Origin of the sequence: Leptothoe sp. ISB3NOV94-8A (assembly GCF_043421595.1) — a bacterium.
In the GTDB taxonomy this organism is placed as follows: domain Bacteria; phylum Cyanobacteriota; class Cyanobacteriia; order Phormidesmidales; family Phormidesmidaceae; genus Leptothoe; species Leptothoe turfae.
The window spans coordinates 4,529,335-4,556,003 of sequence record NZ_JAXSQW010000001.1 but is presented as its reverse complement, the minus strand read 5'-3'; the positions used below and the strand labels follow the sequence as shown (position 1 = coordinate 4,556,003).

Annotated in this window: 25 protein-coding genes and 2 tRNA genes; 19 read left to right on the top strand and 8 right to left on the bottom strand. The window is 47.2% G+C overall.

What is annotated here, in order from left to right:
- Positions 1-148: 148 nt before the first annotated feature.
- The 3 genes from sipA to fba all read left to right on the top strand — a co-directional run bounded on the left by sipA (position 149) and on the right by fba (position 1,993).
- Positions 149-373 carry a regulatory protein SipA gene (gene sipA, locus SPB21_RS19265; protein ID WP_006516028.1) on the top strand — a complete coding sequence of 75 codons (225 nt, stop codon included), beginning with the start codon at positions 149-151 and terminating at the stop codon, positions 371-373.
- A gap of 192 nt (positions 374-565) precedes the next feature.
- A tRNA-Lys gene (locus SPB21_RS19260) sits at positions 566-637 on the top strand.
- Positions 638-919: 282 nt separating this feature from the next.
- Entirely contained in the window at positions 920-1,993 is a 1,074-nt protein-coding gene (gene fba, locus SPB21_RS19255) for a class II fructose-bisphosphate aldolase (protein ID WP_163659084.1), read from the top strand.
- 195 nt (positions 1,994-2,188) lie between these two features.
- Here fba and SPB21_RS19250 read toward each other — a convergent pair whose 3' ends face one another.
- Entirely contained in the window at positions 2,189-3,232 is a 1,044-nt protein-coding gene (locus SPB21_RS19250; RefSeq protein WP_499867496.1) for a class I SAM-dependent methyltransferase, read from the bottom strand.
- Positions 3,233-3,570: 338 nt separating this feature from the next.
- Between SPB21_RS19250 and SPB21_RS19245 the strand changes: the two genes are divergently transcribed.
- From SPB21_RS19245 to SPB21_RS19220, 6 genes are all read left to right on the top strand, one after another.
- Positions 3,571-3,795, top strand: a complete 225-nt coding sequence (locus SPB21_RS19245; protein ID WP_006516025.1) for a DNA-directed RNA polymerase subunit omega — start codon at positions 3,571-3,573, stop codon at positions 3,793-3,795.
- A 115-nt stretch (positions 3,796-3,910) separates the two neighbouring features.
- Positions 3,911-4,345 carry a hypothetical protein gene (locus SPB21_RS19240; protein WP_499867495.1) on the top strand — a complete coding sequence of 145 codons (435 nt, stop codon included), beginning with the start codon at positions 3,911-3,913 and terminating at the stop codon, positions 4,343-4,345.
- A complete protein-coding gene (locus SPB21_RS19235; RefSeq protein WP_163659081.1) occupies positions 4,345-4,710 on the top strand; it encodes a DUF1818 family protein in 366 nt (121 codons plus the stop codon). The genes SPB21_RS19240 and SPB21_RS19235 overlap by 1 nt, the downstream gene beginning before the upstream one ends.
- A 119-nt stretch (positions 4,711-4,829) precedes the next feature.
- Positions 4,830-6,008 carry a D-Ala-D-Ala carboxypeptidase family metallohydrolase gene (locus SPB21_RS19230; protein ID WP_163659080.1) on the top strand — a complete coding sequence of 393 codons (1,179 nt, stop codon included), beginning with the start codon at positions 4,830-4,832 and terminating at the stop codon, positions 6,006-6,008.
- 130 nt (positions 6,009-6,138) lie between these two features.
- A tRNA-Pro gene (locus SPB21_RS19225) sits at positions 6,139-6,212 on the top strand.
- Positions 6,213-6,377: 165 nt separating this feature from the next.
- Positions 6,378-7,562 (top strand): tyrosine-type recombinase/integrase, encoded by a 1,185-nt coding sequence (locus tag SPB21_RS19220; protein WP_499867494.1) that lies wholly within the window; start codon positions 6,378-6,380, stop codon positions 7,560-7,562.
- On the opposite strand, the gene SPB21_RS19215 is transcribed toward SPB21_RS19220, so the two are convergent.
- The 4 genes from SPB21_RS19215 to SPB21_RS19200 all read right to left on the bottom strand — a co-directional run bounded on the left by SPB21_RS19215 (position 7,559) and on the right by SPB21_RS19200 (position 12,226).
- The gene (locus SPB21_RS19215; protein ID WP_499867493.1) at positions 7,559-7,924 is read right to left on the bottom strand and encodes a hypothetical protein; all 366 of its coding nucleotides are present in this window, start codon (positions 7,922-7,924) and stop codon (positions 7,559-7,561) included. The genes SPB21_RS19220 and SPB21_RS19215 overlap by 4 nt on opposite strands.
- Before the next feature lie 135 nt (positions 7,925-8,059).
- Complete coding sequence (locus tag SPB21_RS19210; RefSeq protein WP_499867491.1) at positions 8,060-10,669, bottom strand: DUF3987 domain-containing protein; 2,610 nt, start codon at positions 10,667-10,669, stop codon at positions 8,060-8,062.
- Between the two features lie 402 nt (positions 10,670-11,071).
- On the bottom strand, positions 11,072-11,923 hold the full coding sequence (locus SPB21_RS19205; RefSeq protein ID WP_499867489.1) for a hypothetical protein: 852 nt from the start codon (positions 11,921-11,923) through the stop codon (positions 11,072-11,074).
- An 84-nt stretch (positions 11,924-12,007) separates the two neighbouring features.
- On the bottom strand, positions 12,008-12,226 hold the full coding sequence (locus SPB21_RS19200) for a type II toxin-antitoxin system antitoxin (RefSeq protein WP_499867488.1): 219 nt from the start codon (positions 12,224-12,226) through the stop codon (positions 12,008-12,010).
- Between the two features lie 205 nt (positions 12,227-12,431).
- Between SPB21_RS19200 and SPB21_RS19195 the strand changes: the two genes are divergently transcribed.
- The 7 genes from SPB21_RS19195 (at position 12,432) to SPB21_RS19165 (ending at position 17,702) form a co-directional block, all read left to right on the top strand.
- Complete coding sequence (locus SPB21_RS19195; RefSeq protein ID WP_499867487.1) at positions 12,432-13,472, top strand: ParM/StbA family protein; 1,041 nt, start codon at positions 12,432-12,434, stop codon at positions 13,470-13,472.
- Positions 13,473-13,512: 40 nt separating this feature from the next.
- The gene (locus SPB21_RS19190; protein WP_499867485.1) at positions 13,513-13,752 is read left to right on the top strand and encodes a hypothetical protein; all 240 of its coding nucleotides are present in this window, start codon (positions 13,513-13,515) and stop codon (positions 13,750-13,752) included.
- A gap of 46 nt (positions 13,753-13,798) precedes the next feature.
- Positions 13,799-14,086 (top strand): hypothetical protein, encoded by a 288-nt coding sequence (locus SPB21_RS19185; RefSeq protein ID WP_499867483.1) that lies wholly within the window; start codon positions 13,799-13,801, stop codon positions 14,084-14,086.
- Positions 14,087-14,160: 74 nt separating this feature from the next.
- The gene (locus SPB21_RS19180) at positions 14,161-14,541 is read left to right on the top strand and encodes a GNAT family N-acetyltransferase (protein WP_499867482.1); all 381 of its coding nucleotides are present in this window, start codon (positions 14,161-14,163) and stop codon (positions 14,539-14,541) included.
- Between the two features lie 11 nt (positions 14,542-14,552).
- Positions 14,553-15,413: a hypothetical protein gene (locus SPB21_RS19175; RefSeq protein ID WP_499867480.1), complete on the top strand. Its 861-nt coding sequence runs from the start codon at positions 14,553-14,555 to the stop codon at positions 15,411-15,413.
- On the top strand, positions 15,413-17,032 hold the full coding sequence (locus SPB21_RS19170) for a P-loop NTPase family protein (RefSeq protein ID WP_499867479.1): 1,620 nt from the start codon (positions 15,413-15,415) through the stop codon (positions 17,030-17,032). Before SPB21_RS19175 ends, SPB21_RS19170 begins: the two co-directional genes overlap by 1 nt.
- A gap of 190 nt (positions 17,033-17,222) precedes the next feature.
- Positions 17,223-17,702, top strand: a complete 480-nt coding sequence (locus tag SPB21_RS19165; protein ID WP_499867477.1) for a hypothetical protein — start codon at positions 17,223-17,225, stop codon at positions 17,700-17,702.
- 703 nt (positions 17,703-18,405) lie between these two features.
- Here SPB21_RS19165 and SPB21_RS19160 read toward each other — a convergent pair.
- Positions 18,406-20,283: an AAA-like domain-containing protein gene (locus SPB21_RS19160; protein ID WP_499867476.1), complete on the bottom strand. Its 1,878-nt coding sequence runs from the start codon at positions 20,281-20,283 to the stop codon at positions 18,406-18,408.
- Positions 20,276-22,498, bottom strand: coding sequence for an AAA-like domain-containing protein (locus tag SPB21_RS19155; protein WP_499867475.1), 2,223 nt, complete (start codon positions 22,496-22,498; stop codon positions 20,276-20,278). The genes SPB21_RS19160 and SPB21_RS19155 overlap by 8 nt, the downstream gene beginning before the upstream one ends.
- 785 nt (positions 22,499-23,283) lie before the next feature.
- Here SPB21_RS19155 and SPB21_RS19150 point away from each other — a divergent pair.
- From SPB21_RS19150 to terL, 3 genes are all read left to right on the top strand, one after another.
- Positions 23,284-23,559: a hypothetical protein gene (locus SPB21_RS19150; RefSeq protein WP_499867474.1), complete on the top strand. Its 276-nt coding sequence runs from the start codon at positions 23,284-23,286 to the stop codon at positions 23,557-23,559.
- 385 nt (positions 23,560-23,944) lie between these two features.
- Positions 23,945-24,628: a hypothetical protein gene (locus SPB21_RS19145; protein WP_499867472.1), complete on the top strand. Its 684-nt coding sequence runs from the start codon at positions 23,945-23,947 to the stop codon at positions 24,626-24,628.
- Complete coding sequence (terL, locus tag SPB21_RS19140; protein WP_499867471.1) at positions 24,628-26,181, top strand: phage terminase large subunit; 1,554 nt, start codon at positions 24,628-24,630, stop codon at positions 26,179-26,181. Before SPB21_RS19145 ends, terL begins: the two co-directional genes overlap by 1 nt.
- 139 nt (positions 26,182-26,320) lie before the next feature.
- Here the strand turns inward: terL and SPB21_RS19135 are convergent, their stop codons facing one another.
- The gene (locus SPB21_RS19135) at positions 26,321-26,554 is read right to left on the bottom strand and encodes a hypothetical protein (RefSeq protein WP_499867470.1); all 234 of its coding nucleotides are present in this window, start codon (positions 26,552-26,554) and stop codon (positions 26,321-26,323) included.
- Positions 26,555-26,669: the final 115 nt, after the last annotated feature.

The following is a 26,669-nucleotide window of genomic DNA, read 5'->3' as shown; positions in this document are numbered from 1 at the left end:
TAAGAGATTCCTTTAAGTAGCCAAGAAAACCTTGACTACGAGATACAGTCACCCAATAGTTTTGCAGTGAGATTAAATACTGAACTTTGGTATTTTTCTGTCAATGCTATAGGTTAGGGTAATTCTGTTGAAGTACCAATAACCTGCCATGGCTGACAAGCTATTCACGGTGGGCGATCGCGTCACGGTCACCACCCCACCTCCCTATCTCAAAACCGCTGCCTCCATGCCCATGTTGCGCCCCCCCGATCTAGTCAATCTGGGAGAAGAAGGCATTGTCCTTGAACAAAAACTGGGCGGTTATTGGGCCGTTAAATTTGAGAGAGGCTCTTTTCTAATTGATGGCCGCTACATCGACCGTGTTACCACCTAAGCAAAACCACACGACGCATGCGAAGTGGCCATTGTCCATCAAAAACGAATTCCACAGACCCGCAAACCCAAGTAGCCATTAGGCTTAACCCAATTGACCCAAGACCAATCCACAGGTTTTTAAATTTTCTACTCGAACTTGGAAAACATCTGTTATATTAAATAACTGTGTTCGAGATAATTTTCTCAACGCGGGTTGCTAGCTCAGCGGTAGAGCACTCGGCTTTTAACCGATTGGTCCTGGGTTCGAATCCCAGGCGACCCATATTGTAAAGCTCGTTTTAAACTTGTTTTGATTCGAACTAATTTGGTTAGGCCTAAAGGGCCTGATGGGAAGGTTTCTAGATTTTTATTGACAAAGGAATTGTCAAAGTTACCGATTCCACAGAGCCATTATTATGGATGCTGCTATCCTTAATGAAATACTCAGGTTTCAGAAACAACTCGTCATAAGTTCGGGGTTGTGACCTAATATTGATGAGTAGGGATACCTATTCGACCCTTTAATTGAAGCTGCCAAAACGGCGAAAAGTACTAGGAGGATTATATGGCGCTTGTACCTATGCGGCTCTTGCTGGATCACGCCGCTGAGAACGGCTACGGCATTCCCGCTTACAACGTAAACAACATGGAGCAGATCCTGGCAATTATGCAGGCTGCTGATGAGACTGATAGTCCTGTAATTTTGCAGGCTTCCCGCGGTGCCCGTAAGTACGCTGGTGAGAACTTCTTGCGCCATCTTGTTTTGGCGGCTATCGAGACGTATCCTCACATTCCGGTGGTTATGCACCAAGACCACGGTAATAGCCCTGCAACTTGCTACTCTGCAATCCGCAATGGCTTTACTAGTGTGATGATGGACGGCTCCCTTGAAGCTGATGCCAAGACTCCCGCTAGCTTTGAGTACAACGTTAACGTAACTGCTGAAGTGGTTAAGGTTGCTCACTCCATTGGTGCCAGTGTTGAAGGAGAACTGGGTTGCCTGGGCTCCCTAGAGACTGGTCAAGGTGAAGCTGAAGATGGTCACGGTTTTGAAGGTACTCTTAGCCATGACCAGCTCCTGACTGACCCTGACGAGGCTGTACAGTTTGTAGAAGCGACTCAGGTTGATGCCCTGGCTGTTGCCATTGGTACTAGCCACGGTGCTTACAAATTTACCCGTAAGCCCACTGGCGAAATCCTAGCCATCAGTCGCATTGAAGAAATTCATAAGCGTCTGCCCAACACTCACCTGGTAATGCATGGTTCTTCCTCCGTTCCCCAGAAGTGGTTGGACATGATTAACGCCCATGGCGGTAGCATTCCTGAAACTTACGGTGTACCTGTTGAAGAAATCCAGAAGGGTATCAAGAGCGGTGTTCGTAAGGTGAACATTGATACTGACAACCGTCTGGCTATCACAGCTGCTATCCGCGAAGCCGCGATGAAGGATCCTGCCAATTTTGATCCTCGCCACTTCCTCAAGCCTTCCATTAAGTACATGAAGCAAGTGTGCTCTGATCGCTACACTGCATTCGGTACTGCTGGTAATGCTTCTAAGATCAAGCAGGCTGGTGTTGAAATCTTCGCTGCTAAGTACGAAGCGGGTGAACTTAACGCTAAGGTTGCTGTTGCTGTTTAAGTTTCAGCACGCGTTAGTTTAACTGAAGTCGTTAACAAAGCTAAGTAAAAGGGGGATGGCTGTGGCCATCCCCCTTTTTTATTAGCTGAGAAAGTTTTTAGCGGTTAACCCACCCCCGAGCCCCTTGTATGTTGAGAGAAGGAAGCGAAAAGAACTCGGTTGGTGTTTCAAAATTGGAACAGTGCTGGAAAAACATCAAGCCTTCTTCGCTACCCAGTACTTACTCATAAAGTGGTTGGACATCTCTACACTTTGGAATCCTGCAGACTCCAGACGAGCCTCAATATTATCCGTGCTGTACTGACGGTAGTAGGGCTCGTGGAAAATAGTAGGGAAGTTTTCCATCATAGGTGCAAACTCAGGGGCATCGAGTTTTTGGATCGAATCGCAGATGACAAACACCCCGCCAGGCTTAGTGACGCGGTAGCACTCATTAATCACGGTCTGGCGCACCTCGGCAGGCAATTCATGGAATAGGAAGACGCTGACCGTGGCCTCAAAGTAATTGTCCAGATAAGGCAGCGCTTCAGCATTCGCCTGAATCAGTTGAGGCAGCGTGCCTGGCTCCTTACTCAGCAGCTCATTAGCTTTACGTAAATAAGTAGGAGATAAATCCACACCATAGAGTGATGTTTGGGGTAGAGTATCCCGAATCATCTTGAGGGTACGCCCGGTACCGCAGGCAACATCCAATACTTTTGGATTACCCGCCAAGTTATCGATATGACGCTTCAACGGAGCCAGGATGCGACGACGCATTGGATCGGCTGAGCCGTTGAACAAGAGCTCTACCTGGAGGTCATACAGATTAGCCGACATCTCACTCAGGTAACCATCGGTTTGATGGTGAAAATTTTGCACATAGTAGCTGGGATAGCCTTCAGTGCTAATCTCGGAGTCAAATTCTTGATACTGCTTATTTTTTGAACGGTCCCATGCACTGGGCGTATCCAAAACCACCATGGGGTAATACTTAAAAAAGTCATCCCAGGGATTATCAAACAGCAAACTTTTGGGATATACCCCAGATTCTGCATCCTGCCAATCAACTTCAGTCAGGTCATCTAGTCGCTGCTTTAGAAGCGCCAATGTAGATGCGGGAAGTTCAGATCTGCTAGTCGTTTCCACTGGAGAAACTACATCGCGTAGACGATTGAGCACAGTTTTGTGGGTGTAACCAAAGGCTTGTTTACCCTGCTGAAAGGTTTGGTAAACGAATTTCGTCAATGTATCTGGCATAATTCTGATCGAACAACAGGGGAAAAGGTGCTTAAGTGATGGGCCAGAAAACTCAAATGAGATAGCGTGCTGTCAATGATTAGTGGGGATGGTCCCCTAACCTAGCCATCAACCCGCCATCCCACAAGCTCCGATAGTTTATTGTAGAAAGCCTTACAAATAAAGGTATACGGAACCCTATTTAATTTAGAACTGGCCACAAAATATTGGTATATTAATCATTGTAAAAGTTTATGAGAACGTAGGCAGCGCGAAAAGAAGATTTGCGTTGTCATGACTGCCAGTAAGCTGCGTTAGTATGGATAGGTTCTAAAAAACCGACCCTAGAGGACTCCTTAATGAAGCGTCTGGCAATCGATACCACTCAGATGATGCGCCGTACTGAAGACCTAATTAGTGCAGCATCAAACCGCTATCGCATCACTGTTCAAGTGGCCAATCGCGCCCAGCGTCGTCGTTTCGAAGAGTTTGATAACATCGATGAGTCTCGCATGAAGCCTGTGCTGCGCGCTATCGTTGAAATGTCAGATGAGCTGACTCAGCCCGAGATTATTGGCGAATAAAGCACTGAAGAAACTGGTTTACTACACCGATAAACCAGTTTTCTTCGGTATATACAACTAGAACTACCAGATATCTTTCTTTTATTTATTACTAATCGCACTAATGCTCAGCGGTATGGGTAAGCAGCTCAAATTTTTATTCCTGGCCACTTTAGCCACCCTAATGGTCTTAGCTGGCAGCATTTTACAGGTGGGTGAGCCTCTGATGGCGGCTCAGACTCCACAGGCTAACTGCCAAGTCGTCGCTTGCGCGACCACTAAGCTAGCAGACCAGCTTTACGGTAAATATCCCGATATTCCCCGAGCAACGGCGGAGAACACCACGCTATTAAGTCGCTTTATTGACTACCATCTCGATACTCAAGCTCGACCAGCTCAGTATCACCTTGATTGGGAGTTATCCATGGCTGATTATCTTGATGCCCCTTATCATCGAGGTGGCTCCAAGGTATCTGTCGTCACGAGTGCTGACAAGCAGGCGATGCAGACCCTAAGTCGTCAGCAACGACATGAGCTTGTCCGTAGTTTGGAGCAACTTTTCAATCAGTAATGACTGCATTGCTCAGGGAAGGTAAGGGTTGGCGATTAGGTTGGGATGACGATCGCGCTAATTTTAAGGCCTTAGTTGGCGGTGAGCATTGGGCCATGGAGCTGACGCAGTCTGAGTTCGAATCCCTGCGTCGTATAGCCCAACAGTTAGCAGCCACGATGACGTCTATGGCCACCGAGCTGATGCCTGATGAGCACATAACCTGTGAACAAGAAACCCCTCAGCTTTGGATGGAAGCCGAGGGGTTTCATCATACCTATGGCTTGCGCTTTATATTACTCAATGGGCGTGGTGGAGAAGGGGCATGGCCTCCTAATATTGTTCCAGAGGTTTTAGCCGAATTAGACCGTATCAACGTATTTTGATATGGACATCGACCGATTGCTTTACACTGGGCAAATGTATGGTAAATCTCTGCAACATTGAAAGTTTTCATTGGGATTAACCGGGCATGATGCTCTAGTGATCAGGGTGTAAAAACGATATGAAAAAACTAAAGGTCGTTAGCGATACTCAATTCAAACTTCGTCCTGGTCTATCTACCGATCTGGCAAGGCAGGAGAAAGTATTCGTTGCCAATGGTACAGAGTTTGATCTGGCTAAGCTAGACGTTACGCGAGATGGTCACTATAAGGTGACTCTGGTCGAACCCTTGGGGCCAGCGAGTAAAAAAGACTGGTATGTGTATAAACCTGATGCACGGGTTTATGACACTAATGTCAAGCTGACGGTGATGAGCGATACCTTGTTTAAGCAGCGTCCTGTATTGTCAAATCAGCTGAGCGATCGCGAAAAGGTGTTTGTTCCTAATGGCACAGAGTATTACCTACAGTCTCATTTACCAGCGGAAGGGCAGCACATTAGAGTTGCGATCGCAAATGCATTTCTGGGTCCCGAAAATCGGACAACATGGTACGTCTACAAACCAGATGTGCGCATTGTGGGCGACACCATTACCCTAACGGTCACTAGTGATACCCTGTTTAAAACATCGCCCCAGATGTCGTCTAAGCTCAGCAACCAGGATAAAGTATTTGTTAAAAACACAACTGAATTAGAGCTAATCAGCCATGAGCTAGCCCCATCGAACCATGTCAAAGTTGAGCTGGCAGAACCCAGTTTTAACAATCGCCCTGAACTAATTTGGTACGCCTATAAACCCGACATTGAAATTGAGGGCAACGAAAAAGATAACCAGCCCAAAAATGAAACCCCACGGCCAAAGCCCAGTGGTCCCTACATTAAACTGCCCGGGTTTCAAGGCAACTTCTATTTATCAAACCCCATTATTCCCAACGGCCACTTCACCTGGGGAGAAGCCACCCATGGTGGCAGTCGTATTCCAGTCAATCGCAATGTAGTGTACGGCATTATTCGCATTGCCCGTGTGATGGAAGAGGTCCGCGATCGCTTGGGAGGGCGTCCCATTACCATCAACTCCTGGTACCGCGATCCAGTCACTAATCGTCGTGTGGGCGGCGCTAGCCGATCACGCCATCTATCCGGTGATGCCGTTGATTTTGTGGCCTCCGGTATTCATCCTTATGATGTTTACGATCGACTTAACCGTTGGTGGGGATCTAAAGGTGGTTTAGCCAGCGCTACTGTGTTTACCCACATTGATACTCGGGGTTACTATGCCCGTTGGAGCTATGGATTTTAGTGGGTATTGGCTCAAACAGAGCTTAACCCAACACCAGAAAAGCCGCCTTTATTAAAGTGTCCCAGTACACCATATTTGGTGTACCTATAACCTGACCGTATGCTATGCTAGTCAAGCGTTAAAAACGCATCGGGGCGTAGCGCAGCTTGGTAGCGCACTACTTTGGGGTAGTAGGGGTCGTGGGTTCAAATCCCGCCGCTCCGATTCTTGAAAACATAGGCCATGCAGCCATTCTAGGGCTTGGCGAAATGAATGTCTTAGTAGGCGGTTGTGATAGAACCTGTGCTTAGGCGTTCGGAAATGCTGGGTTTCAGGACAAAATTGTGATAAGTGTGTGATAAAGATGCACTCTAGTTTTTCCTGTGATAAATGGCTGCAAAGGTTTCTTTAAATGCCTGTAATGGCCGCCTCCGACTCGTATTTAGAGAGCCAGGCACAGGTGAGCGACGCTTTAAGTATCTGGACCTGGATGACACTGCGCTGAATCGGACGATAGCCGAGCGCACTCGTTCAACTGTGGAAGGTGACATCATCACCGGCAACTACGATCCGACCTGGAATAAATATAAGCAACCTGAACAGCAAACTGAAAATTTGCCGATAGCTAACTTATTTAATCAATACAGGAACTACAAGGCTGATCGCAATCTTCCAAACAGTGCCGAAAAATATGATTACACGTTAAAAAACATTCAGAAGTTCTTCGGTAAACGAAGCCTATCGTCACTCACTGGGCGGGATGCCAGCAGGTTTGCAAAATACTTACTTGACACGCTAGCTCCAATAACTGCAAAGCAGCGACTGAGCTTGATTAAGGGGTGCTGGGAATGGGCCATTGAAAAACAGATGATACAAGGGCCGAATCCATGGAAAGAAGCTCACGGCGATGTCAAAGTACCTCCAAAACAACGTACACAGGCATACCCGATAGATACGGTGCATCAGATAATTGCAGCATTCAAGACTAGTCACTATTACAGCTATTACGCTGATTTGGTACGTTTTCTTTTTGGATGTGGTCCTCGGTTCGGTGAAGCCGTCGCTCTACGCTGGGAGCACCTTAGTAAGGATTGCAGGCATGTATGGATTGGTGAGTCTTATAGTCGAGGATATTTAGGCGCAACCAAGACAAATGAACAACGCGAGTTTGACTTGCCAGTCACTTTGCAAAGCATGCTCCAACAGCGTTGTCCGGTTGATGCCAAAGGCACAGACCTGATTTTCCCGGCCCCTAAAGGTGGCTTTATATGCGATCGCAGTTTTCGGAATCGGGCTTGGAAGAAAACTATTGAGGCTGCAGGTGTTGATTACAAAAAGCCTCGGATTACTCGATCAACATTTATCAGTCACTGCTCGGCACACGGTTGGAATCCCGCTGATATTGCAGCAGTGACAGGACATGATCCAGAAATCTTGATCAGACATTATCTCGGTGGTATTCAAGGCAATAAGACCGTGCCAGATCTTTTTAGTATGGATAATGTGACAGCACAAAGAGTTACGGAAAGGGATTTTAAACAATCAGGTGAACCTCTTGATTGGCTGAATGTTTAGGCTACTTTCCCAACCTGCTTAACCCATTTTTGGCAGAATTGATTGTGTGCTCGTGCATCGCCTCGACTGTTCCACCAATGGTCAATCAGCCGCCAGTTGTAAAGACCACCTCTCTGGTAATGGAGTCCTTCTTTCCATGAGGCAGATCCATCAGACCATGTGTTGCGTCTTCGATAATTTCGAAGTGTGCTGTCGTCAAGGCCCCACCTTTTAATGGCAGCCTCAGTATTGATCCAATCTGGCGGGGGAGGACTACCAACTTGAGATAGCTCTTCTATCTTCTCGACTAGAAGCATGTTCTGGTCGAGGATTCGATGCATTTTCTCAGCTATTTCGGCTAATAGGTCGCTAGTGTCAGTCATAGTTCTGTAAAACGACTCCAGATACTCAACAATTCAACAAATCACCTGAGAAAGCTTTGTTTATAAAGGTTTTTGTCTGTTGAAAATCACTCAACAACCTACTCAACATTGCCAATTTGTTGAGTAAATTTAGATTTAGGCAGCATTGTTCGTCTCCTGTTCAATGGGCATAGATGATGAAAGCGTATTCACATCTGCAAGCTCCTCAATGGGTACCGAGGCGTCTGGCTCAGATAATTCTGACAGTGCTTCCGGTACCGATACCGGCATCTCTGATATCACTGCTGGCCCAGTTGGAGATTGGTTGCTCGAATATTTATCACTGTTGAGTGTCACCCAACCCTGCTCAACAAGGGCAGCCAGTAATTCACGAATATATGGTGTCTTTCGTTTAGATTTATCAGAAGCGCGATCGAACAATCGTGCCTGAACAATCTGCCGAACTGTACGTTCTGGCCTTCGCTCCAGGTATTGGTGAAGTTGAAGAAGGTCACCTGTGAGCCCTTGCTGAGGGCTATTGGTTGCCATTAGGAGTTTGTATTGACCGATGTAATACTCCGTCCACTGTCTTGCCAGTTCAACTGTTTGAGCTGAAACGATGAAATCTGGCTCTTGCCTCGCTAAGGCAGCATTAATAATATGTAGGAGAAGACAGAATCGGCCAAAATAGGTCTCAAATTTTGGAAAAGCAGCCTGCAAGCTAGGATGATCGGTAGCCCTTCCCCTGTCAGTTAATTGATGTTGATACTGCTCGAAGACTCGCTTGGCAGAATCACACAGTGAATAATCTCGCTCTGGCAGCTCATCAAGATACTCAATCAGGTCTATCAGGCTCTTTTGCAAACCAATATCCCCAACATCCTTAGCGAGATTTAGGTAACTTGGTGGTGCTTCAGCAGCACAAAAAAGATATCTAGCAAATTCCCCACAAGCATCGTGATGGGTGCCCATCAACTCCTGCAATTTGGCATATTGAATTGCACCTGTTCTGCTGATTGCTGTTTTAGCCAGAAAAGTTGAGCCATCACCTTTGCGATCTCGATTAATTGAGCCACCATTAAACTCGCTGAGATCCGCTTCAGTTTCCCCACCATCACCTTTTCCACGGTTAAAGCGACCTCTCTCATTGATGAAAGCACTACCCTCATCCCGATAGAGCAGTAAGCCCCTAGGATTTTCTGCATGAATTTGAATACGGGCAGCCAATGTATCATCAGTTGAGAAGTAGCGTTTCCTGGTAGGACTTTTCGGTTTTGGTTCCTCAGCCCGTCGCTCTTTGGGTAAGCTCTCCCATCTATTCATCTCAGCTTCATGCTGCTCCAATTCCAATTTATATGTCTCGTGATGAATCTCTTCTAGGCACTCCAATGCACCAATAATTATTTTTTGGGCTGGTGTTTTTTTGCAGCCAGTTTTAGCAACGATCAGGGTTCTAAAGATTGCCTTTTGCGTATACCCTCCTGTATCCAATATTCTCAGAGTGCTACTAGTGCCAATACGACTAGCTAGCACTGGAATGAGCGTGGTCACTACAAACTCAGTAGCTGTGGGCATAGCTTCGGCAGTCTGTATTAGGATGCGAGCCAGCTGCCCACCATCTCCGTAAAGGCCAGCCTCAATCGGTAGATGACTTTGACGAATTGTATTCAGCTCAACCAAGGCGTTAGCGACCTCACCTATAGCTTCCTGCTGAGCCTGTTGGTGCTCTGTTGCCTGGTAAATTCTATTGATCTGTTGGGGGGATTGGCCTTGCTCTAAAGCAATGCGAGTAAGCTCAATCTGTTTATCTGCTTCGTTTGGATTACAGTGAGCTAAGGTCGATAACTGGTGTCGTAACGTATCTGGAGTAAATTTACTTGGGTGATTAACAACCTTGTTCGGAGATTGAATAGGTTTCGCCTCTGAGTTCTGACATGCCTTGTCAATTGCTACCTGAATGGCAGCTCTACCTTCACTAGAGGAAATATCAGAAGTAACATAGTCAGCTATGTCCCACTTTTCAGGCGGATTTGAGACAACATCGCTCGGCTCAATAATGATTGCGTTAACGTCAATTGATTGACATGCACTTAACAGTTCTGTTGCCATTGTGCGACCGGCTTCATCATTGTCAGGCCAGATAGCAAGCAATTTGGGGTTTAGCTTTTGGAGTCTGCTAGCAGCTTCATAAAGCCTCTTCCCTGTTGTTTCCCCTCCTTGCATACAAACAGCAGTTAGCCCTATTTTCCTAGCCGCTTCGACACATGTTTCACCGCCAACAAAGAGGACAATATTTTGATGATGAACTTCGTCTTCACGGTATAAAGGCCAGGGCTCGCGTCCTTTACCCCGTTGCCAGGATTTACCATCCCGGTATTGAGGACGAACGAATTTATTCTTCAGTTTGCTGCTCTGACCCTTGTAAATCTCGCGTCGGTCGCTCCACTGACGACGGATCACACGCTGTGTTGGACTATAGATAAAGATGATTTCCTGCTCGAAACCTTTACCATCATATTCGCCAGTACGTTTCCAAACTGGACTGTTAGTGTGAGCCTTAGTTTCTAGATAGGACTTTGGAGATTCGGGTCTAAAAATTCTGCCCTCTGATGGTCGGGTTGGAGTCTCTATCCAACCTTTAGGAGCTGAACAGTTCCGTTTGCAGTTGTATGAGATGCCATCATCCAATCGGAAACACCAGTCTGGCTTGCCACAAATAGGGCAGGGATTGTCCTTGCTAACTTCCCTTCCAGGTCGATTTCCCATCACAGCACCCCCCGGAATAGAAAGAAACTCAGCAGGTTGATATATACGCTAGTTACTTTGTTGTGTGGTCTATGATGAGGTTTAAGGTATACCCCAAATAGTTGTTCACTGATGGTCAGTGGATTAGAGATAATCAGACAAGCGTCTTGTACCAGGAGTACCTTTTTCGAACCCCATGGGATATATTTGTCGTACATACTTTTCAACTCCATCATATTTTTGGAATGGTGGACTTTCCCCGGCAGTTGCGAGCTGTCCGGGGAAATTTTTTATTCAGACTTGAAGCAAATTTAGGAAGATAAATCCTAAAGCTGCATGGTGTTCAATTTCGTTCGATTATGCGAACAACTGTATTGGTCCAGCAAGTAAATAACGACTAAACTCATTTACGTAACGATTTCGTTACATTCTTTGGATCTTCCTAGCCACTCTTGGAGCTTTACGGCCAAAGGGCAATAGCCTGCCATCCTCGAATTCCATTGAAACGTAACTACTATCGTGACGGATGCGTATCCCAATCTTTCGAACTTCATTTTTGAAGTTGCGATAGGCTACACTACGGTTCCTGAAATCAGGGTTCTGTTCTGCTAGTTTTTTGGTTAAACGGCCGATCAGATCAAGGGCAGGGACTCTCTCTTCTTGTTCCTGTTTGTAATTAATGAATCGCGATGGATAAAAACCATCTTTTATAGACATAGATTTTCGTCTTTGTGATTCACCACCCAAAAATTGGAAAAGGTATTCAAAAGTTTCGTATGTGTCGTCCTTGGATAGGGATATTGTTGGCTTTCCCCTAAGTAAACCCGAGATCCAGATTTTGGCACGACAACGCTGTATTTCAGCTGTCAGCCATACATCTGTAGGTTTAGTAGCAGCCCCAGAGGCGCATAACTCCTCCGGAAATCGTGGAAATAGTTCAGCAGCGATATCTAGAATTGATTTTGAATAATCAGCGTGGGGCTTTAGTTTTAAGACGTCAGGATGGTTAAGTTCAGGTGGTATGGGTTGATGCCTAAATACCAAGTAAGCCATCCATAGCGCTAAGGCTGAATACTGATTATTTAGTAGCTTGACATAATACCTCTCATCATCCGTGGTGGGTTCCCACATGTAGTGCTGAAGTATGAGTGTTGGGGTAAGGCTCAGAACATTCAGGTGGTCCCAGAAAGTTGATGTGCCTGATTCAATTTTGCTTATCGAATCAGTTAACACTTTTACAGTCTCTGGATGTTCTGGATCTAGCAAATTAATCATGATCGCCCCCTCATAAGTCCATTACTAATGCACTGAATCAAGAATTAGAACTACACCCTTCACAAATAGTTGCGATCGCAACCGTTAACCCTGCGTTTTCGTATCGGTCGCTGAGGGTTGATCGCTGGATTGCTTAGATTTTCGCTGCTGCACCGCCTGCCTAATGAGCACCTCACACAGGTTGGAGATGGAACGGCTTTCTTCCTCGGCCCATTCCTCTAGGTCGGCTTTGAGTTCGTCATCAGCGACAAACGATATGCGTGGTTTCTTTGTGGGCACTACGGACTCTGGCTTTGCCTGCATTTTAATCACCTCAATACTACTTCAGGTACAGAACTAATAGCATAAGTTCAGCACCGTGTTGCACAGTTCAGAACTTATGCTAGCATAGCAGGCATGAGGCGGAAAACGGTCGATGAAACCACTCTGCAGGAATTTAAACCGTTGGTAACCGTCGAAAAGACTATCGCTGAAAAGTTTTAGATGTACCTTAACTCAAGACATATCAATGCTTATAGCTGAATCTGCTCAACAAATTACTTCTCAATCTGTTGGTTTCCTTGGCCGCTCAAAACCAACTGCAACCGCTGTTAACCACATAGGATTAGCCGTAGGGGCTGGTTGGGTCAAAGCCACGAATGGTAGCCAGGTTGTTAAGGCTCGCTCGCTGGTTTTGGAGTCTGAGCCCACTGATTTCTTTGGTACCAACTCTAAGAACTGGCGGGTGGAGCTGCTGAATTCTCCGATTGGCAATGGTGTCTTCTACGTTGGCAATAAGGTAGATGGCAATCCTGGGACTAAGTCTCTTGCCAATGGTGAGAAGGGCAATTTTTACGCGGTACTGGGGCTGGCTGCGATCTCACAGCTGTTACCCAGCGATCAGCCTAACCGTATCCATACGGTTGAGGTGGCTTGTTCCATTCCTACCCAGGCAATGAAAGGTCAGCTAACTGACCTCAAGGGCCACCATCTAATTGATGTGAATGGGGCAACTGTTCAAATAAATGTCTCACGGGTGGTTGCTTATCCAGAAGGGTTTGGCACTTGTGTGAAAATTGCTAGCTTACAAACGGCTAAAGGGGCAACCGCTGCATCGTTCGCTGTGCTGGATATAGGCTTTGCTAACACGACAATTACAGGACTGGATGAGGAGAATACATTGCTGGGGTTCCACTCCACAACGCCTGGTGTGGCAAAGCTGTATGAGACGATTGCTGGTCGGCTGAATACCAATGGCCATGCGGCTACGGTTGAGGAGGTGCGCTTGGGGGTGGAAACGGCTGGGGGTGCAACATTCTGTCTGAAAGGCCATGGCACTACAAACTTTGAAGCTCTTTATTTTGAAGAGTTAGAACGCTGGTTTGATGCTCGTTTATCGGCTATTCAGACTGGGGCACAGGCCATTCTGGATAAGGCTCAACACAAATTTATTGCCGGTGGCGGTGGCCAGCTGCCTGGGGTTAAGGAGTTGGCGGCTAAGCGTGGCTATGGTGTGGCTACTGAACCACAGGGGAAAGAAGTTCAGGGGCTTTATCTGTTGGCTCACTAGGGGTTGCCCGCAATTGGAACACCATTATTGACGCTTACCCATGGCAAAGACTGAACGTAAAGAACATCGCATTACCCTACCGCAACACTTAAGGACTCGCGCCCAGCAGCGGGCTGATGAATTGGGCTATAGCTCCATTCTTGAGTATGTTTCTGAACTTGTTGTTGTCGATACGTCACCACTGATCGCCCGTGGGATGGCCCAAGTTCCACAGTCTCCATCTAATCAGGAGCAGGCCACGATCACTGTGAGTAGCGGTGATTGGGGCTCTGAAATTTAGGGGCATCTGTTGAGTTTTGATAGATCACTGAAATTAGAAGAAGGACATGGATATTAGCAGACTCAATCAACTCGCTCAAACTGTTCCCAAAGCCAAGTATCAGGTCGGTCAGATTGTTGAGCTAACGCCTGAAGAGTTTGATGTTTTCGATACTGGGACCCTGGGTTTAATTCTGGCGGTTAATGCGTTTAACGATGCTGAAGTCCCGTATATCGGCTATCAGGTACAAATCGACGATGATCCGCCGAGTGAATATAACGACTACTTCGATGGGTTCAACTATGAGCAGATTGAACATATTTTTGAAGCCCAAATTATCAAGGTGGTTGCCTAATTCATCAAAGGGATAGGAAGCCCAGAAAAAGCCCTATCTCCTTTATTTCATTGAGAAACAGGATTTTTAACCTTATGCACATCAAACCACTGGAATACAGGATTCATATGGCCTTGTTGTTCTGTATCAGCCTAGCGGGACTATTCAGCACCCTCAAGGTGAACAACACAATCATTGCTTGGAACGCACAACGAGAAAATAACCGAGCCCATCAAGCTGAGATAAATGCGATTGAGCAACGAGCCGACATTGCCCAGACGGCTATTGATAACAACGTAAATCGCTATGACTCGGTCGTCATTGCCGATTACATCTGCGATCCAGACAATGCACCCGTCTTTATAACTACCCCCTATGTGGATGACGAGTATCTCGTAGTCGCTGATCAAAACGATCGAATACTCGGCTATCTCGAATACGGCAGATTTACTTTTCAGCCTCAAAACTGCAATTAGGAGTTTCGTTGATGACAGCTACCACACCCAACCAGAAAAGGTCTCAAAATAATCCTCCTGGAGTTCCACGAAATCCCAGAGTTGAAAACCCTCAGCCCACCATCAGAGATGAACACGTTCTCGTGTCGATGGTGATGTGTTTGCCACGCTGGGGGCAGCGTTCTTATCGACATTTATCCAGCGTTAAAGGGTTTGGCATCATTGCCAGCCTGATGACGCTTTACTGTGCAGGGCTTTCAATTGAATCCATCATGGTGTCGATGCCTGCAACGATGCGGATGGGGGACTATGCCGGTATCGCCAGGGGCAGAAGCTCAAAGGCCCAGCTAGAGAAGATTAAGCGTCAACGTCGGTTTGTGCCTAAGCCCTATGTCAATGATGGGGCAGAGCTGGGCCGACTTAACCCATGGCCTAATCTTCAACGAGCCATCCTGCAAAACTACTTTCAGTGGTTGCCGATGTGGGTTAAAGGGCGTGTTGCGTCTGATTACTGGACAGTGTGGAATCAACCGGCAATCCTTGCTTTAGCGGCTGTTTTTGCCATCACAATTCAGCGGTTTGAGGGGATGATCTGGCGCAAGAAGAGTACTGAGCAAACTCTTGCAGAGTTCCAAGAGGCCAATCAACAAAAGCAAGTAGAGGCTGACCCAAAAGCGATCGCACTGGCCCAATACAAAGCTGCTCAGCATAACTCACAGGGTATCGGTGGGATTGTTGGGACATTTATTGCGGTTGTTTTGCTCTATGGGCTGGAAATAGCGGCCTTTGTGGGGTCCTTTGCGGGGGCTGGCAGCTGGGTGGTCAACACAATTTATGGATTCCTGAATATATGCGGGTTTGAGCTGTTTGATCGCATGGGGGATGAGCGGTGATGCACTATCAAAACGCGTTTGTATCAGAGTCTCGTCAGCTTAGGAGCAAAGGCCAGCAGCTTAGCCAGCTACATCAGATCTATAAAGCGTTGGGTCTGGTCACCACGGGGGTAAGTGGGTTAGCGCTCGTTACCTCTGGAGGTGCCCTATTGCCCCTGATTGCGGGCCTAGTGGCCTATGGCGGCTCAGTTCTCAGTGAGAATCAACGAACTCGTAAGTTGAAGCCGTTGCCCTGGGTATCTAGTGACCTGGCTGCGATCGCATCGGGGGCACTCCATCAACAGACCCAGGCCACACTGGGTACTCAGGCCCATCACTATTTAGCCCCTGAGGATAAGGCGTTGTTTTACCTGACGAACTTTCAGGGACATCGACTTAGCCAGCTGGCTGAACAGATGGAGCCTGATCAGTTCACCCACATTCTTACCAACCTGGTGGATCACTTGGTGACAGCCCATGAGCCTGCTTTGAATCATCCTGAACTATTGGGTAAGGCATTACAGACGGACTTTTTTGAAAGTGCGATCGCGAATCTGCCCAAGGTCGCATCCCAGGTGGTTGGGGCTAAGACTCGGTTGGCTGCGGTCGATGTTCAGGCACTGCCGGTGGCGAGTCAAACGGCTGAAAGTGCTGGTTTATCAACGTCCTTAAAACGTGAAGCGCCAGGCGGCTTACCGATTCGTAACGACTGGCAGGTTGTGTTTAGTCGTGTGGTGAATCAGGCTGAATTCCCCAGTGTGTTTATCTATGGCAGACAGGGAACTGGCAAGACGACCACGGTTAATTATCTGCTTAGCCTAATCACTAACCGTAAGGTTGTGCTCGATCCGCATTATCGCTATGGGGCTTGGAAAGGCTGTGAGATTAAGGGTAAGGGTATGAACTATCTGGAGATAGATGAATTTATCCAGGAATGTTTAGACGATATCCAGACGCGCTATCAGCTCTATGCAACAATCCCTAACTATCAGCCCGATATTGTCACGGTGGTGTGTGAGGAGCTGACCAACTGGGCAGAGCACATTAACAAAGGCAAGGCGTTTACCAAGGCATCGCTTAGCGATTTTAGAAAAGCTGGCTATCAGTCGATTAGTGTGGCCCATGGGGAAACGAATACGGCCCGTGGGGGTGCTGCGGGTACTCGTAAGATGCGGGATGAGGGTGAGGTACACATCAAGCTACTGGCTAAGGGCAAGGCTCGGATCACGTTTCCGGATGAGGAGCCTTTTATCCTTCTCTATCCTAATCTGGAGCCCTATACCCATGTGCCCAGTCGCTATCTGTCAGAGCATGATGCCTTACTGGATGAATGTGACGATCCGAGTCAGATAGTTGAAGGCCAGTCTATAGCTAAGCCGCTCTCAGCCTGGGACATTGCCAAGGCTCAGATGGTGAAAGTGAGTTCTCCGTTATTGCCAGTAATTGAGTGGATTGAGAACCGTGATGGTAAGCCGTTTACGCTGACGTTGGCTAAGGAGAATAAACAGTTACGGAAGGCGGTTGATGGGGTAATGGGCCTTGAAGGGGATAGTCCTAGAACCAAGATTGAATGGGCCATTCTCACCCTTTCGAATAGAGGGTTACTTAATGAATCGGGCGGTAGTTACACCCAGGGTTAAACCGTGCTTGGGTGCTTGGCTGGGTTGGGTTGGGTCAGTTCAAACCATGCTGGGTCAACTGTGGGTTAAGCGTTTCAGTGACCCGACCCAGAAACCCAATGACCCAACCCAAGAGCTGACATGAAGCAACAAATTGGCTTCACTCTCTATGTAAATGAACAACCTTACTAAATTCAGGAGAACGTGATTAATGAACATCCTTTTTGTAGATGCTATTCAATATCGAGCGGAAGGGCTGCTGTATAAGCTTGAGCAGTATGGGCCTGAAAATGCGTGTGTGGTTGATTTTCCTACCCAGTCAGAAAATTATAATGGCCTCGCATTTATTTTTAGAGAATCGGTTAGCCTGGCTCAACTATCCGCGCTCGTTTACCACTGCTATAAAGATGGTCGAAGTACTGGAGGGTATTTCTACAACAATTTGAGATATTTTGTTCATGCAGAGCAACTGATTGACCTAACTCCTTCTCCTTCAGACCAAATGTGCTGTCTTGGAAGCAAGGTGTTTGATATTGAAAGTAGTCTGCTTGAGCGGAAGGATTATCTAGAACAAATACTTGTCAGTCAAGGAGTTATAGAGCGCTTCACCTCGTTCACAGCGCCTAAAGAGTTTTTGCAGGAACTCATGGCTAGGCAAGGGGCTGACTATTGGGGAAACTGGCGGGGTTAAGACTATCTATTCTGTGAAGAGTCTTTTGGTATTTTGGCTGACCGTAGCCAGGTAAGTAAGTAGACACAATTAACGCGATGTGCAACTTTTCTAGAGCCTTTGATTTCCAAGGCTACCAGAAATACAGATTCACGCAAAAATGCTTTAGAGCTTTATTCCCTAGTTGAAAGTTGCACATGCCGTAATTAGCTATCAGATATCGAGGCCCTCTTTTTATGGAATCATCTACGTCTTCCCAGTTAGACATACTGGGGTTTCCCCAAGTTTGGGAGAAGCTAGATTCAGAGCCCCCAGAGTTGGGAGTTTGGGGGCAAATACTAAGAATTTAAAGGGCCTGTTTGTATCCTACAAAAGATTGAGTTTGCCTACTTAACAACCATGTTGAATACTTGTTTTATGCGCCATGTCACAGCTTTTAACAAGAGCTGTGCTGATTATATATGCGAAAAATGCCGACTCAGACTAAGCTTTCTTATCGGCTAGATATTACTAAAGTCCAAGGACTCTATCTAACTAGTTTCTGCCTTTAGGCACTGATTTAGAGATTCCTTGAGATACTCCAGTTTGGCAAAGCACTTTCTCATCCTTTGAGTGTCTGGATTACTCATGTAGCTGCTCAGCTAAGTACAACCTCAAAGTATTATCTGTAAGCTTTACATAAGCTAACAACAGCTTTACGCCACTGAACTGTTAATGAGGACATCTAGTCTTTCGCTAGAAGAAGATATCTTGCATAAAACAAATCGTACATAAATTGCAAATTATCAATAGAACGAGCTTGATAACCAGCCGACTCATAGTATGATTCTCCATCAGCATCTGGGAGAGTTACCCAGTAAGATGATGCGTTATAAATGGCTGATTTAAAGTTTCCTGCTTCTATCTGGGCTAAAGAACCTTTTTCGCGCAGTAATTCAATGGCCGCTAAATCTTGTGATGCCGGTGAGAAATCATTCAAACCAAGCTGATTAGCTACCCTATCCCAAGTCTGAGGAATCATGTGATACCTTCCAGCAGAAGATCCACATATCGCCTCCAGTCCAAAATAACTGTCTATGCAAGTTCTCTTACGAGGATGATCACTGAAATCCGTAAATTCGCTACCATCTAGAATAATGTCATAGTCACTTGGTAAACTTTGAGTCCTTAACGACCATGCAATAGTATCTAGAAAAGCCTTAACTCTTGGATCAAGATCCTTTTTAGAAGTCTTTGCTAATTGTCCTAGAAATAAGTCTTCAAGCACCTTGCGCTGCTCTTCAGCAATTTGGCGTTGCTCTTCAGCAATTTGGCGTTGCTCTTCAGCAATTTGGCGTTGCTCTTCAGCAATTTGGCGCTGCTCTATTGCTTGACGTCTTTGTCCCTGAGCAAGTCGACGTTGATGGTCTGCATAAATGGAAAATGGGATCAATAGAATCACAAAAATAACAGCACTTAGAGAAGCTGTTGCTTTGATTTTTCTAAGCCAATCAACAGAAAGATGTTCATAAATCCACCTTCTACCAAATACGGTTTGATAGATTTTATTCCTAACCTTTAGAAATTTGCCATTTTTCTTAACGATGCCTGATAACTTTAGATGAGACTTAACGATTGATTGCGCTTCATCTTTTACATTTCTTCGACCATGACAAATTTTGCTATAGATATTTAATACTTCTGATTTATAACCATTAGGACTTTGTCTAATCAACATATCCCGAACAAACTGCAAATTATTATCTTGTTCGCTCTTCATTCCAAAGAAGTTACGACTTACAATCCTGGCAGTATCTATATCTGTATCTGTCCAGGCAGTTAGCTTTTTTTCTTCTTGTAAATCTCTAGCAATATCCTCACAAACTCGTTGAGTAAGATAGGGATGTCCTTCTGTCCATTCCAATACCCCTTCTAATATTGCTCTAGCCTGCTTATCTTCTAAGTCCAGACCATATGCTAAAGGTTGTGCTTCTTCTATTGTGAAATCTGTCAAATCAATGCGCTGTCCGATATTAAAAGGAGTACGCTTAGGGTCACGCATTAAATCAGCTGGAGTAGCTACCCCGATTAAGACAAAAGAAATTTTACATAACTCAGGATCTGTTGCGCGGGCCACGTAGAGATAGCGAATCGCTGCATAAAAATCATCGGTAAAGTCCAGACTCAGAGTGGTGTCAATCTCATCCACAAAGATCACCACCGGATCTGAAATTTCTGCCAGTACCACCTCCTGAAAAAAACTGATAAATCGACGCGTAAAGCCAGATTGACTATTGGCCTGCCACCATACTTTTACATCCGTGCTCGGCATCAGCTGGCTCGCTACCAGATCCAGAAAATCGCTATACCACTCATCCGCACTTACCTGAGTACCAATTTGAGTCAGGTCGACGATGACTGCTTGAATTCCCTCCTCGATCAGCTGTTCCGCCGTCCTAATCATGAGGCTGGACTTGCCCATTTGGCGTGGTGTCAGTATGTAGGCAAAAGTGGATTCTCGACACAGCCTAAGCAACGCTGTATCTGCCTGGCGGGGAATATATATTCCCTTCTCATTCGCCTGAACTGTTCCACCAACGGTGTAAATCGATGCATCAGTCATGGAGATGCTCCCGAAAGTAATCAGCGTAAAGTTGACAGCGGGGCACCACCCGTTGATCGTCTCGCAGCACTAACCCAGCTGCGATCAGAAGTCGGGCAATCCGTTCATTTGGGCAGGTATTTGCCCGAATCACTTGCAATAACCCTTGCACTAAGTCCGGTTTGACATAGATGCGAAATAGGTGATACCGCAAATGATCACCAAAGGGACCCCGTTCCTTAGCTGCCTGGGCCAACAATGCCTCAAAATTAAGTTGTTCACTGGCCAAGAGATAGAGTGATCGACGGACCAAATAGGGATGCCCATTGAGTAAGGCCATTAACTGACGTTCTTGGGCAGGCATTAAAGGTGAACCGTGACGCTGGTTCAAATCGCTCACCTGCTCAGCTGTAAAATCAGTCAGCAAAATCACCTCCCCTACATTGAAAGGAGACTGATTTAAATTGGCAATCAAGTGATAGGGCTCAGTCGCTGTTACTAAGGCCAGATCAAACTGTTTCCACACGCGCCACATGGGCAAAGCACGATTGTTATGCCAGTTACGCAACATGCTAAAAAAGTCAGACCGGTAGTCCGCATCGAACATCCGGTCCACCTCATCCATGGCCAACAACAACGGCCCACCCACTTCCTTCAAAATATGGGTTTGCATGTAGCTGGTACAGCGCTGGACATTCCCCCCACTACCCTGCCAGTGTTCCGCCACCCGATCCGGCAGTCCTAGCTGGCTACTCAAGCTGCTACAAAACTCTCGATAAAAGGTATCCGCTGTTTTCAACACATCCTGATCAAACAGCTGAAAATCCAGATAGGCGATCTGCTTATCCGCTTTCATTGCCGCATCCAGGGTACGGATCAGCAATGAACTTTTGCCCATCTGCCGAGGCCCCTTAATCGTCAGCGTCACCCCCTGACGCTGAATCGTCGCTGAGGCAATCTTGTCAGAAGGCCGCTCTACATAGAACTTAGACTCCGGGTCCATAGTGCCTTCGGCAGGCTCCAGCGGTGCAGCTGGTGTGGACCTAATTGCATATGGCTGGGCCGATGATAGGGGCCGAGGTATGTCTGTCTTTGTATCGGTTCGCAGCAGATCAGACTTTGACTGGTCACTCCCCATGGACAGGTCACCCCCTGCCAGGGCCTGGGTCAGTTCGTTCAGCAAACCAGGCGTATCCGCATCCGTATCCCAAAAAGCCCAATTAATGGGGTTTAAATAGGCACTCAGAGGATATACAAACGGCTCTCGATAGCCCACACGCACGGGCAGAATAAGCGGCTTCCCTGACTCTTTAGCCAGGTTATGGGCCGTTTCCACCTCTCCCAGTACCATCTCGCTATGGACTGAATGGGCCGATAAAAACGTAATCAAATAATCAGAACGCCTTAGCTCTTGCTCAATTCGTTCTGCCCAGGGAGTCCCAATCGCCATGGTCTGGTCAATAAAGACATCGTGGTCTTGACTGAGAGATTGATATATCGCCAGTGCCAGCTTTTCATCGGGTTCAACACCCCGCTTGTAGCTAATAAAAACTCGCGATCTCGCCCCAGACTTAGCAGGCTGAACGTTAGGAGAAGGTGCTACATTATCAGCCTTAACTGCCGTCGTTTTAGATGTAGTATCAACCGATGTCACAGAAGTGGAAGGCTTGATCGATTTGGGATGACGCTGTTTCAAAACAGGGGTACCCGTCTCTGGGATACCCTCCAGATCAATACCCGTCAGACCAAACTCAAACGCCTCAGCATAGGAGCGATCTGCCCCCAGGCCATCATAAAAACCCACCGCAAACTCAATAGCTGCCCGGTCCCCAATGGCCTGGCTCATGCCAATCACACAATCAATGTGCTTATGAATCGCCTTAGCCTGCATCTCCGAATAGCAGGCATTCAGCAGTACACACTCCACCTTGTCTTTAAATAGGCTGAATAATCGCCCTAAGGACTGGGCCGTAACACGTTTTGCCTGGCCCGCATTATTTTCAAGCACCAGGCCATCGGCCCCCACCCCATGCCCAGAAAAATGCACGATCTGGGGCTCATGGTCCAACAAGGCCCGCCGTAAGTCATCTGGCCTTACAGCCCATTTAGAAATGATTTCAAACTGATCTCGACTACGTGAGCGCTGTAAACCCTCCTGAATTTCCCGCACCTCTTCATCCAGACGCAGTTTCTCCGTCTGCTTAGGATTCGATGTCAGAATCAGGATCTTTTTCACAGGGGCATGAGCAGTTGGGGCATTACCCAATTTTAGCTTCAATTATTCATCAGAAACTCAAGAGGGGCTAGAAAAAGAGCCTGATTCTATTGCGTTTCGGGCTCTTTTTTAAGTCTTTTTTGAGTTTCTGATGAATTATTGGGGTTAGGCCCCGCTTCTTTGGGATAAGGTACCCCCTTTTTTGAGGCTTAGGTACCCTACCTTTTCGGGCTACGGCCCCTCCTTTTTGGCTATGGCTACCCCCTTTTTTGGGGTCTAAATACCCCCTTTTGGGGGCTTAAGGGTGCCCCTCTTTTGAGAGCTTAGGTACCCTACCTTTTCGGGCCACGGCCCCCCTTTTTCTGGCTAGGTCCCCCACTTCTTGGTCAGGAGTCGGACCGACATAAGGTCCCAGTTGGAAACGAGCAAAGGCTTATAAAAAAAGGGCTGTAGCAGGAATCTATACGGTTGCGATCGCTGTGAATACCCCCCTCTTTGATAATTAATTACCCCCTTTTTGGGGCTTAGGTATCCCCATGTTTTGGTCAGAAGACATCACCTATGTCACGGTGGCCATTTTTGCGGCGGTGACTGCCTGGGCCTTTGCTCACTGGGCCAGTAAGGGAGCTATCTAGCAGGCCATCCTGTACCTGGACGCGGTAGGTATATCCCTGTTTGCTATCGAGATAGCCCAGAAAGTCATAATCATGGGCTTTGCCTTACCCTATGGCCCCATCATGTTGGGGGTGCTGGCTCCAGTGGAGGGGCCTACTTAGAAACATGATGAGCACCGCCGATCATTCCTGTTGGATCCCACCATCTACGGTGCCCCCCTGCTAGCTGGCTGCATCGTCTTTGAAGTCTGGTATCCCTTTACCTGGTCCCCACCTAGCGGCTTCCCATCTGTGCCGTGGCTACCTTCCTATTCAGAGCGGCGGCTATCCACTGGAAAATTAAAAAGTGGAACCCTTGCTAACCACTTTTTTGGGGGCAAGTTCTTACCCCATAAGGCTTTGACCTTGCCCCCAAAAAATCTAAAATCGGCTATCGGTCTGACCATTCCCCAGGTATCCACTGTGTAAGAGGCAGTACCCAGGCCCATTACTAAGAAATGAGATCGCGTTATTTTCACAACAGCAGCATTGCCGGGGGGGGATTGCCATAGCTGAGACATGGGGTGGCACCACCTTAGTCACCCATACGAGGTGGGTTTGCGGGGGGGCAGGTGCTTTTAGGCGGGGGCACTTGGGGGGGGGTGCCTGGGGCATTGGTAGGGGGGTAGGGGGGCTTTATTCCATTGTGCCCCCTGGGGTCAGGTAGTACTATTTGAGTAGTACACCCTGAAACACCTGGTCAGCTTGCGTTTTAAGCGGGCGTCAGTATTATGGGTTTTAGAAAACGAACCCAAAACGAACCTAAAAACGAACCCAAAATTAAAACGGTTCAATCTGGGGGTAGCGCTGGCAGATGACTAACAAGGAAATCAAAGAGAAGTTAGAAGGCTACTTTGCCCAGGGAATGAGGGCTAAGGCTATTCTGCTTGAATGGCCAGAATGCCCCCTGACCAATTCAAAGATCAAACAGCGGCGGCGGCGGTGGGAGCGAACCCAGGCCACTAAAACCCCTGAAAATACGGGTATCCTCGAAGGAAAAAACCTATCCGAACCCAAAACGAACCCAAAAGATCAGGCCCACCCGGTAGAGGTTGAGATCGCATCAGAGCCCCAGGCCAGTGGTGAACCAGAAGACGAGTTAGCTAAGTACCGGGCCAAGCGTCAGGCCCAGGCGGTAGGGGTGCCGAGTGATAACGAGACGGTTAAGGACTTGCCCCCGGGGTCAGCGGTGGTGATCTTTCAGCATTTGCTGAACTCGCCTAATATGACCACGCTTAGGGATTTCATCTGGACAGATATTATTGCCACTACGGACGCTAGGACCAGAGCGAACCTCTACAGCACCTACATTAGGGCCTATATGGCAGAACAGCAGACCGGGGGCGGTGGTATCGGCACTGGAGCCGGTGACAGTAAGGTAGGCGCAACTACGTTCTTAGATGATGACGGTGAAGTTCAAGTAATGACCGATGACGAACGTGACGACATGATCGCCCAGATGATCAAAATGGGCATCGAACGGTTAGGGGCTGGTTGATGAGCCAGTTAGTATTGCCCGGGCGTCAGACCATCATTGACTACAAAAATATGCCGGTCACTGACCAGGCGGCAATACTGGGAACGTTTAGCGATGAAGAACTACAGCGCTGGCTAAGGTTATGGCGGGCGCGGGTCATCCTTAGCGATCGCAACATTGCCCGGGGGCGCGATAGGTTAATTGAGTTTGTCAAAATTTGCTGGCATGAATTAGAGCCGGGGGCATTTGTCGCAAATTGGCATCATGAGCTGGTTTGTGAATACCTTGAATACCAATTTCACCACCCGCTGGAGTTCAATAAACTCCTGATCAATGTCCAGCCACGGGTGTTAAAGAGCATGATTTGCTCTGTGTTCTTTCCGTGCTGGGTATGGTTGCACAGGCCCGGTGAAAGATTTCTATGCCTGTCCTATGCGGGCCAGTTAGCGAACAACCATAATTTTGCTCGAAGGATGTTGATGTTGTCGGATACCTACCGGCAATTATCAGCGGATCGGCCTATCCACCTGTTACTGGGTAAAAATCGGATCTCTGAATTTCAGAATACTGAATTTGGAGAGATGATCAGCCGTGGTATGGATGGCGCGGTTACCGGGGTGGGTGGTACCTGGTTGATGAGTGATGACCCCAATAACCCAGAAACGGTTGAAAGTGAGGTGCAGCGGGAAGGCAATGTAGCCAAGGTTAAAGCCTACTTCACTACCAGAAAGTCAGACCCAGACGCACCGATTACGATGATCCAACAGCGTACCCATAGCGCTGATGCCAGCGGCTGGTGGCTGGATGAATATGGAGACGAGATAATTAAACTCATTTTGCCAAGCCGGGCACATGAGGATCAGATCCTCTACTTCCCTATGTCTAAGGTCCACAAACGTAGGCCAGCCGGTAAACTCCTACATGAAGAGAGATTTAACGAGAACCACGAACGGGAAGCCAAGAAATTAGGCACACAGATCTATAATGCTCGCTATCTCCAGAGCCCGATCCCACCGGGTGGCGGGCTCATTAAGTCAAGAGACTTTCCCAGATACAAGACTTTCCCCACTGGGATCCAGTTCTGGATCGTCAGCTGGGATACTGCCCAGGAAAAAGAAGAAACCAGCGCGTTTTGGTCTGGCATCTTAGCCGGGGTCAAGCAGGGTAGACTTTACATCAAACAAGTCTACACAGAACAACATCAATACCCAGATGGGGAACGGGCCTTAGTCAGCCTGGCTAAGAAGTGGGGTCTGAGAAGTCTTCCCCACATCATGAAGATTGAGAGAAAATCAACGGGCACTACTCTCATACAACGGCTGGCAACAGAAAAAGAATTTAGACACCTACGGCTTAGGGTTGTTGGTGAGGATCCTTGTCAGGACAAAATTACTAGGATGTGCGTTGAAGTGCCCACGATTGAAGCCGGGTATGTCTACCTACCGGAAACCGCCCCATGGCTGCCAGAATTTGAGGGTGAAATTACTAAGTTTCCTGAAGGGCTCATGGATCCCGTAGATGCCCTATCACAGCTATTGAAATACTTTAGGCGTGGAGGTTGGAAGCGTGGCTAACCAGATTGCGATCTCAAGTGAGCCCGGGGGCCAGTGGTATCTTGGGTGCAATCTCAGTAATTTTAATCACCCATAGATGGGGATATTCCATGAGCATTCATCCTTAAGTGAAGTGGAGCGTAGCCTTGGCAGATGTGAACTAAGACCGAACGGATTCAGTAATCACAGAGACCGCACCCAGGCATAACACTAATACAAAGGCACGAGATAATATATGCTCCAGAATTGCCACCATCAAGGTGAGCACAATTTCAAAATCTAGAACAATGGAGATTACGGAAGCGATGGTACAGCCTGCGAGGCTCAATAGGAAATACTTCAGAGCCTTAGCAGCTATTCGCAATAACCAACTGTAGGAATATGGATGTCTCATGATGCTTGCCTTAACGAATTGACCCTAGTTTGAGGACTCAACCTTGAATTTCCTAGGAATCTTCGGTAGGTAAGCAGAAAGTTGCCTGAAAGTTTATCCGATATTCCAAACGCCT

Bases quoted from the DNA above. Each gene is read 5' to 3' on its own strand.
- SPB21_RS19145 (WP_499867472.1), top strand. From the start codon at position 23,945: ATGACTAACAAGGAAATCAAAGAGAAGTTAGAAGGCTACTTTGCCCAG.
- SPB21_RS19210 (WP_499867491.1), bottom strand. From the start codon at position 10,669: ATGGGAAATCGACCTGGAAGGGAAGTTAGCAAGGACAATCCCTGCCCT.
- SPB21_RS19180 (WP_499867482.1), top strand. From the start codon at position 14,161: ATGCACATCAAACCACTGGAATACAGGATTCATATGGCCTTGTTGTTC.
- SPB21_RS19185 (WP_499867483.1), top strand. From the start codon at position 13,799: ATGGATATTAGCAGACTCAATCAACTCGCTCAAACTGTTCCCAAAGCC.
- sipA (WP_006516028.1), top strand. From the start codon at position 149: ATGGCTGACAAGCTATTCACGGTGGGCGATCGCGTCACGGTCACCACC.
- SPB21_RS19200 (WP_499867488.1), bottom strand. From the start codon at position 12,226: ATGCAGGCAAAGCCAGAGTCCGTAGTGCCCACAAAGAAACCACGCATA.
- SPB21_RS19135 (WP_499867470.1), bottom strand. From the start codon at position 26,554: ATGAGACATCCATATTCCTACAGTTGGTTATTGCGAATAGCTGCTAAG.
- SPB21_RS19160 (WP_499867476.1), bottom strand. From the start codon at position 20,283: ATGACTGATGCATCGATTTACACCGTTGGTGGAACAGTTCAGGCGAAT.
- SPB21_RS19235 (WP_163659081.1), top strand. From the start codon at position 4,345: ATGACTGCATTGCTCAGGGAAGGTAAGGGTTGGCGATTAGGTTGGGAT.
- SPB21_RS19195 (WP_499867487.1), top strand. From the start codon at position 12,432: ATGCTTATAGCTGAATCTGCTCAACAAATTACTTCTCAATCTGTTGGT.
- SPB21_RS19165 (WP_499867477.1), top strand. From the start codon at position 17,223: ATGAACATCCTTTTTGTAGATGCTATTCAATATCGAGCGGAAGGGCTG.
- SPB21_RS19250 (WP_499867496.1), bottom strand. From the start codon at position 3,232: ATGCCAGATACATTGACGAAATTCGTTTACCAAACCTTTCAGCAGGGT.
- SPB21_RS19240 (WP_499867495.1), top strand. From the start codon at position 3,911: ATGGGTAAGCAGCTCAAATTTTTATTCCTGGCCACTTTAGCCACCCTA.
- SPB21_RS19190 (WP_499867485.1), top strand. From the start codon at position 13,513: ATGGCAAAGACTGAACGTAAAGAACATCGCATTACCCTACCGCAACAC.
- SPB21_RS19220 (WP_499867494.1), top strand. From the start codon at position 6,378: ATGGCTGCAAAGGTTTCTTTAAATGCCTGTAATGGCCGCCTCCGACTC.
- terL (WP_499867471.1), top strand. From the start codon at position 24,628: ATGAGCCAGTTAGTATTGCCCGGGCGTCAGACCATCATTGACTACAAA.
- SPB21_RS19205 (WP_499867489.1), bottom strand. From the start codon at position 11,923: ATGATTAATTTGCTAGATCCAGAACATCCAGAGACTGTAAAAGTGTTA.
- SPB21_RS19175 (WP_499867480.1), top strand. From the start codon at position 14,553: ATGACAGCTACCACACCCAACCAGAAAAGGTCTCAAAATAATCCTCCT.
- SPB21_RS19170 (WP_499867479.1), top strand. From the start codon at position 15,413: ATGCACTATCAAAACGCGTTTGTATCAGAGTCTCGTCAGCTTAGGAGC.
- fba (WP_163659084.1), top strand. From the start codon at position 920: ATGGCGCTTGTACCTATGCGGCTCTTGCTGGATCACGCCGCTGAGAAC.
- SPB21_RS19215 (WP_499867493.1), bottom strand. From the start codon at position 7,924: ATGACTGACACTAGCGACCTATTAGCCGAAATAGCTGAGAAAATGCAT.
- SPB21_RS19230 (WP_163659080.1), top strand. From the start codon at position 4,830: ATGAAAAAACTAAAGGTCGTTAGCGATACTCAATTCAAACTTCGTCCT.
- SPB21_RS19245 (WP_006516025.1), top strand. From the start codon at position 3,571: ATGAAGCGTCTGGCAATCGATACCACTCAGATGATGCGCCGTACTGAA.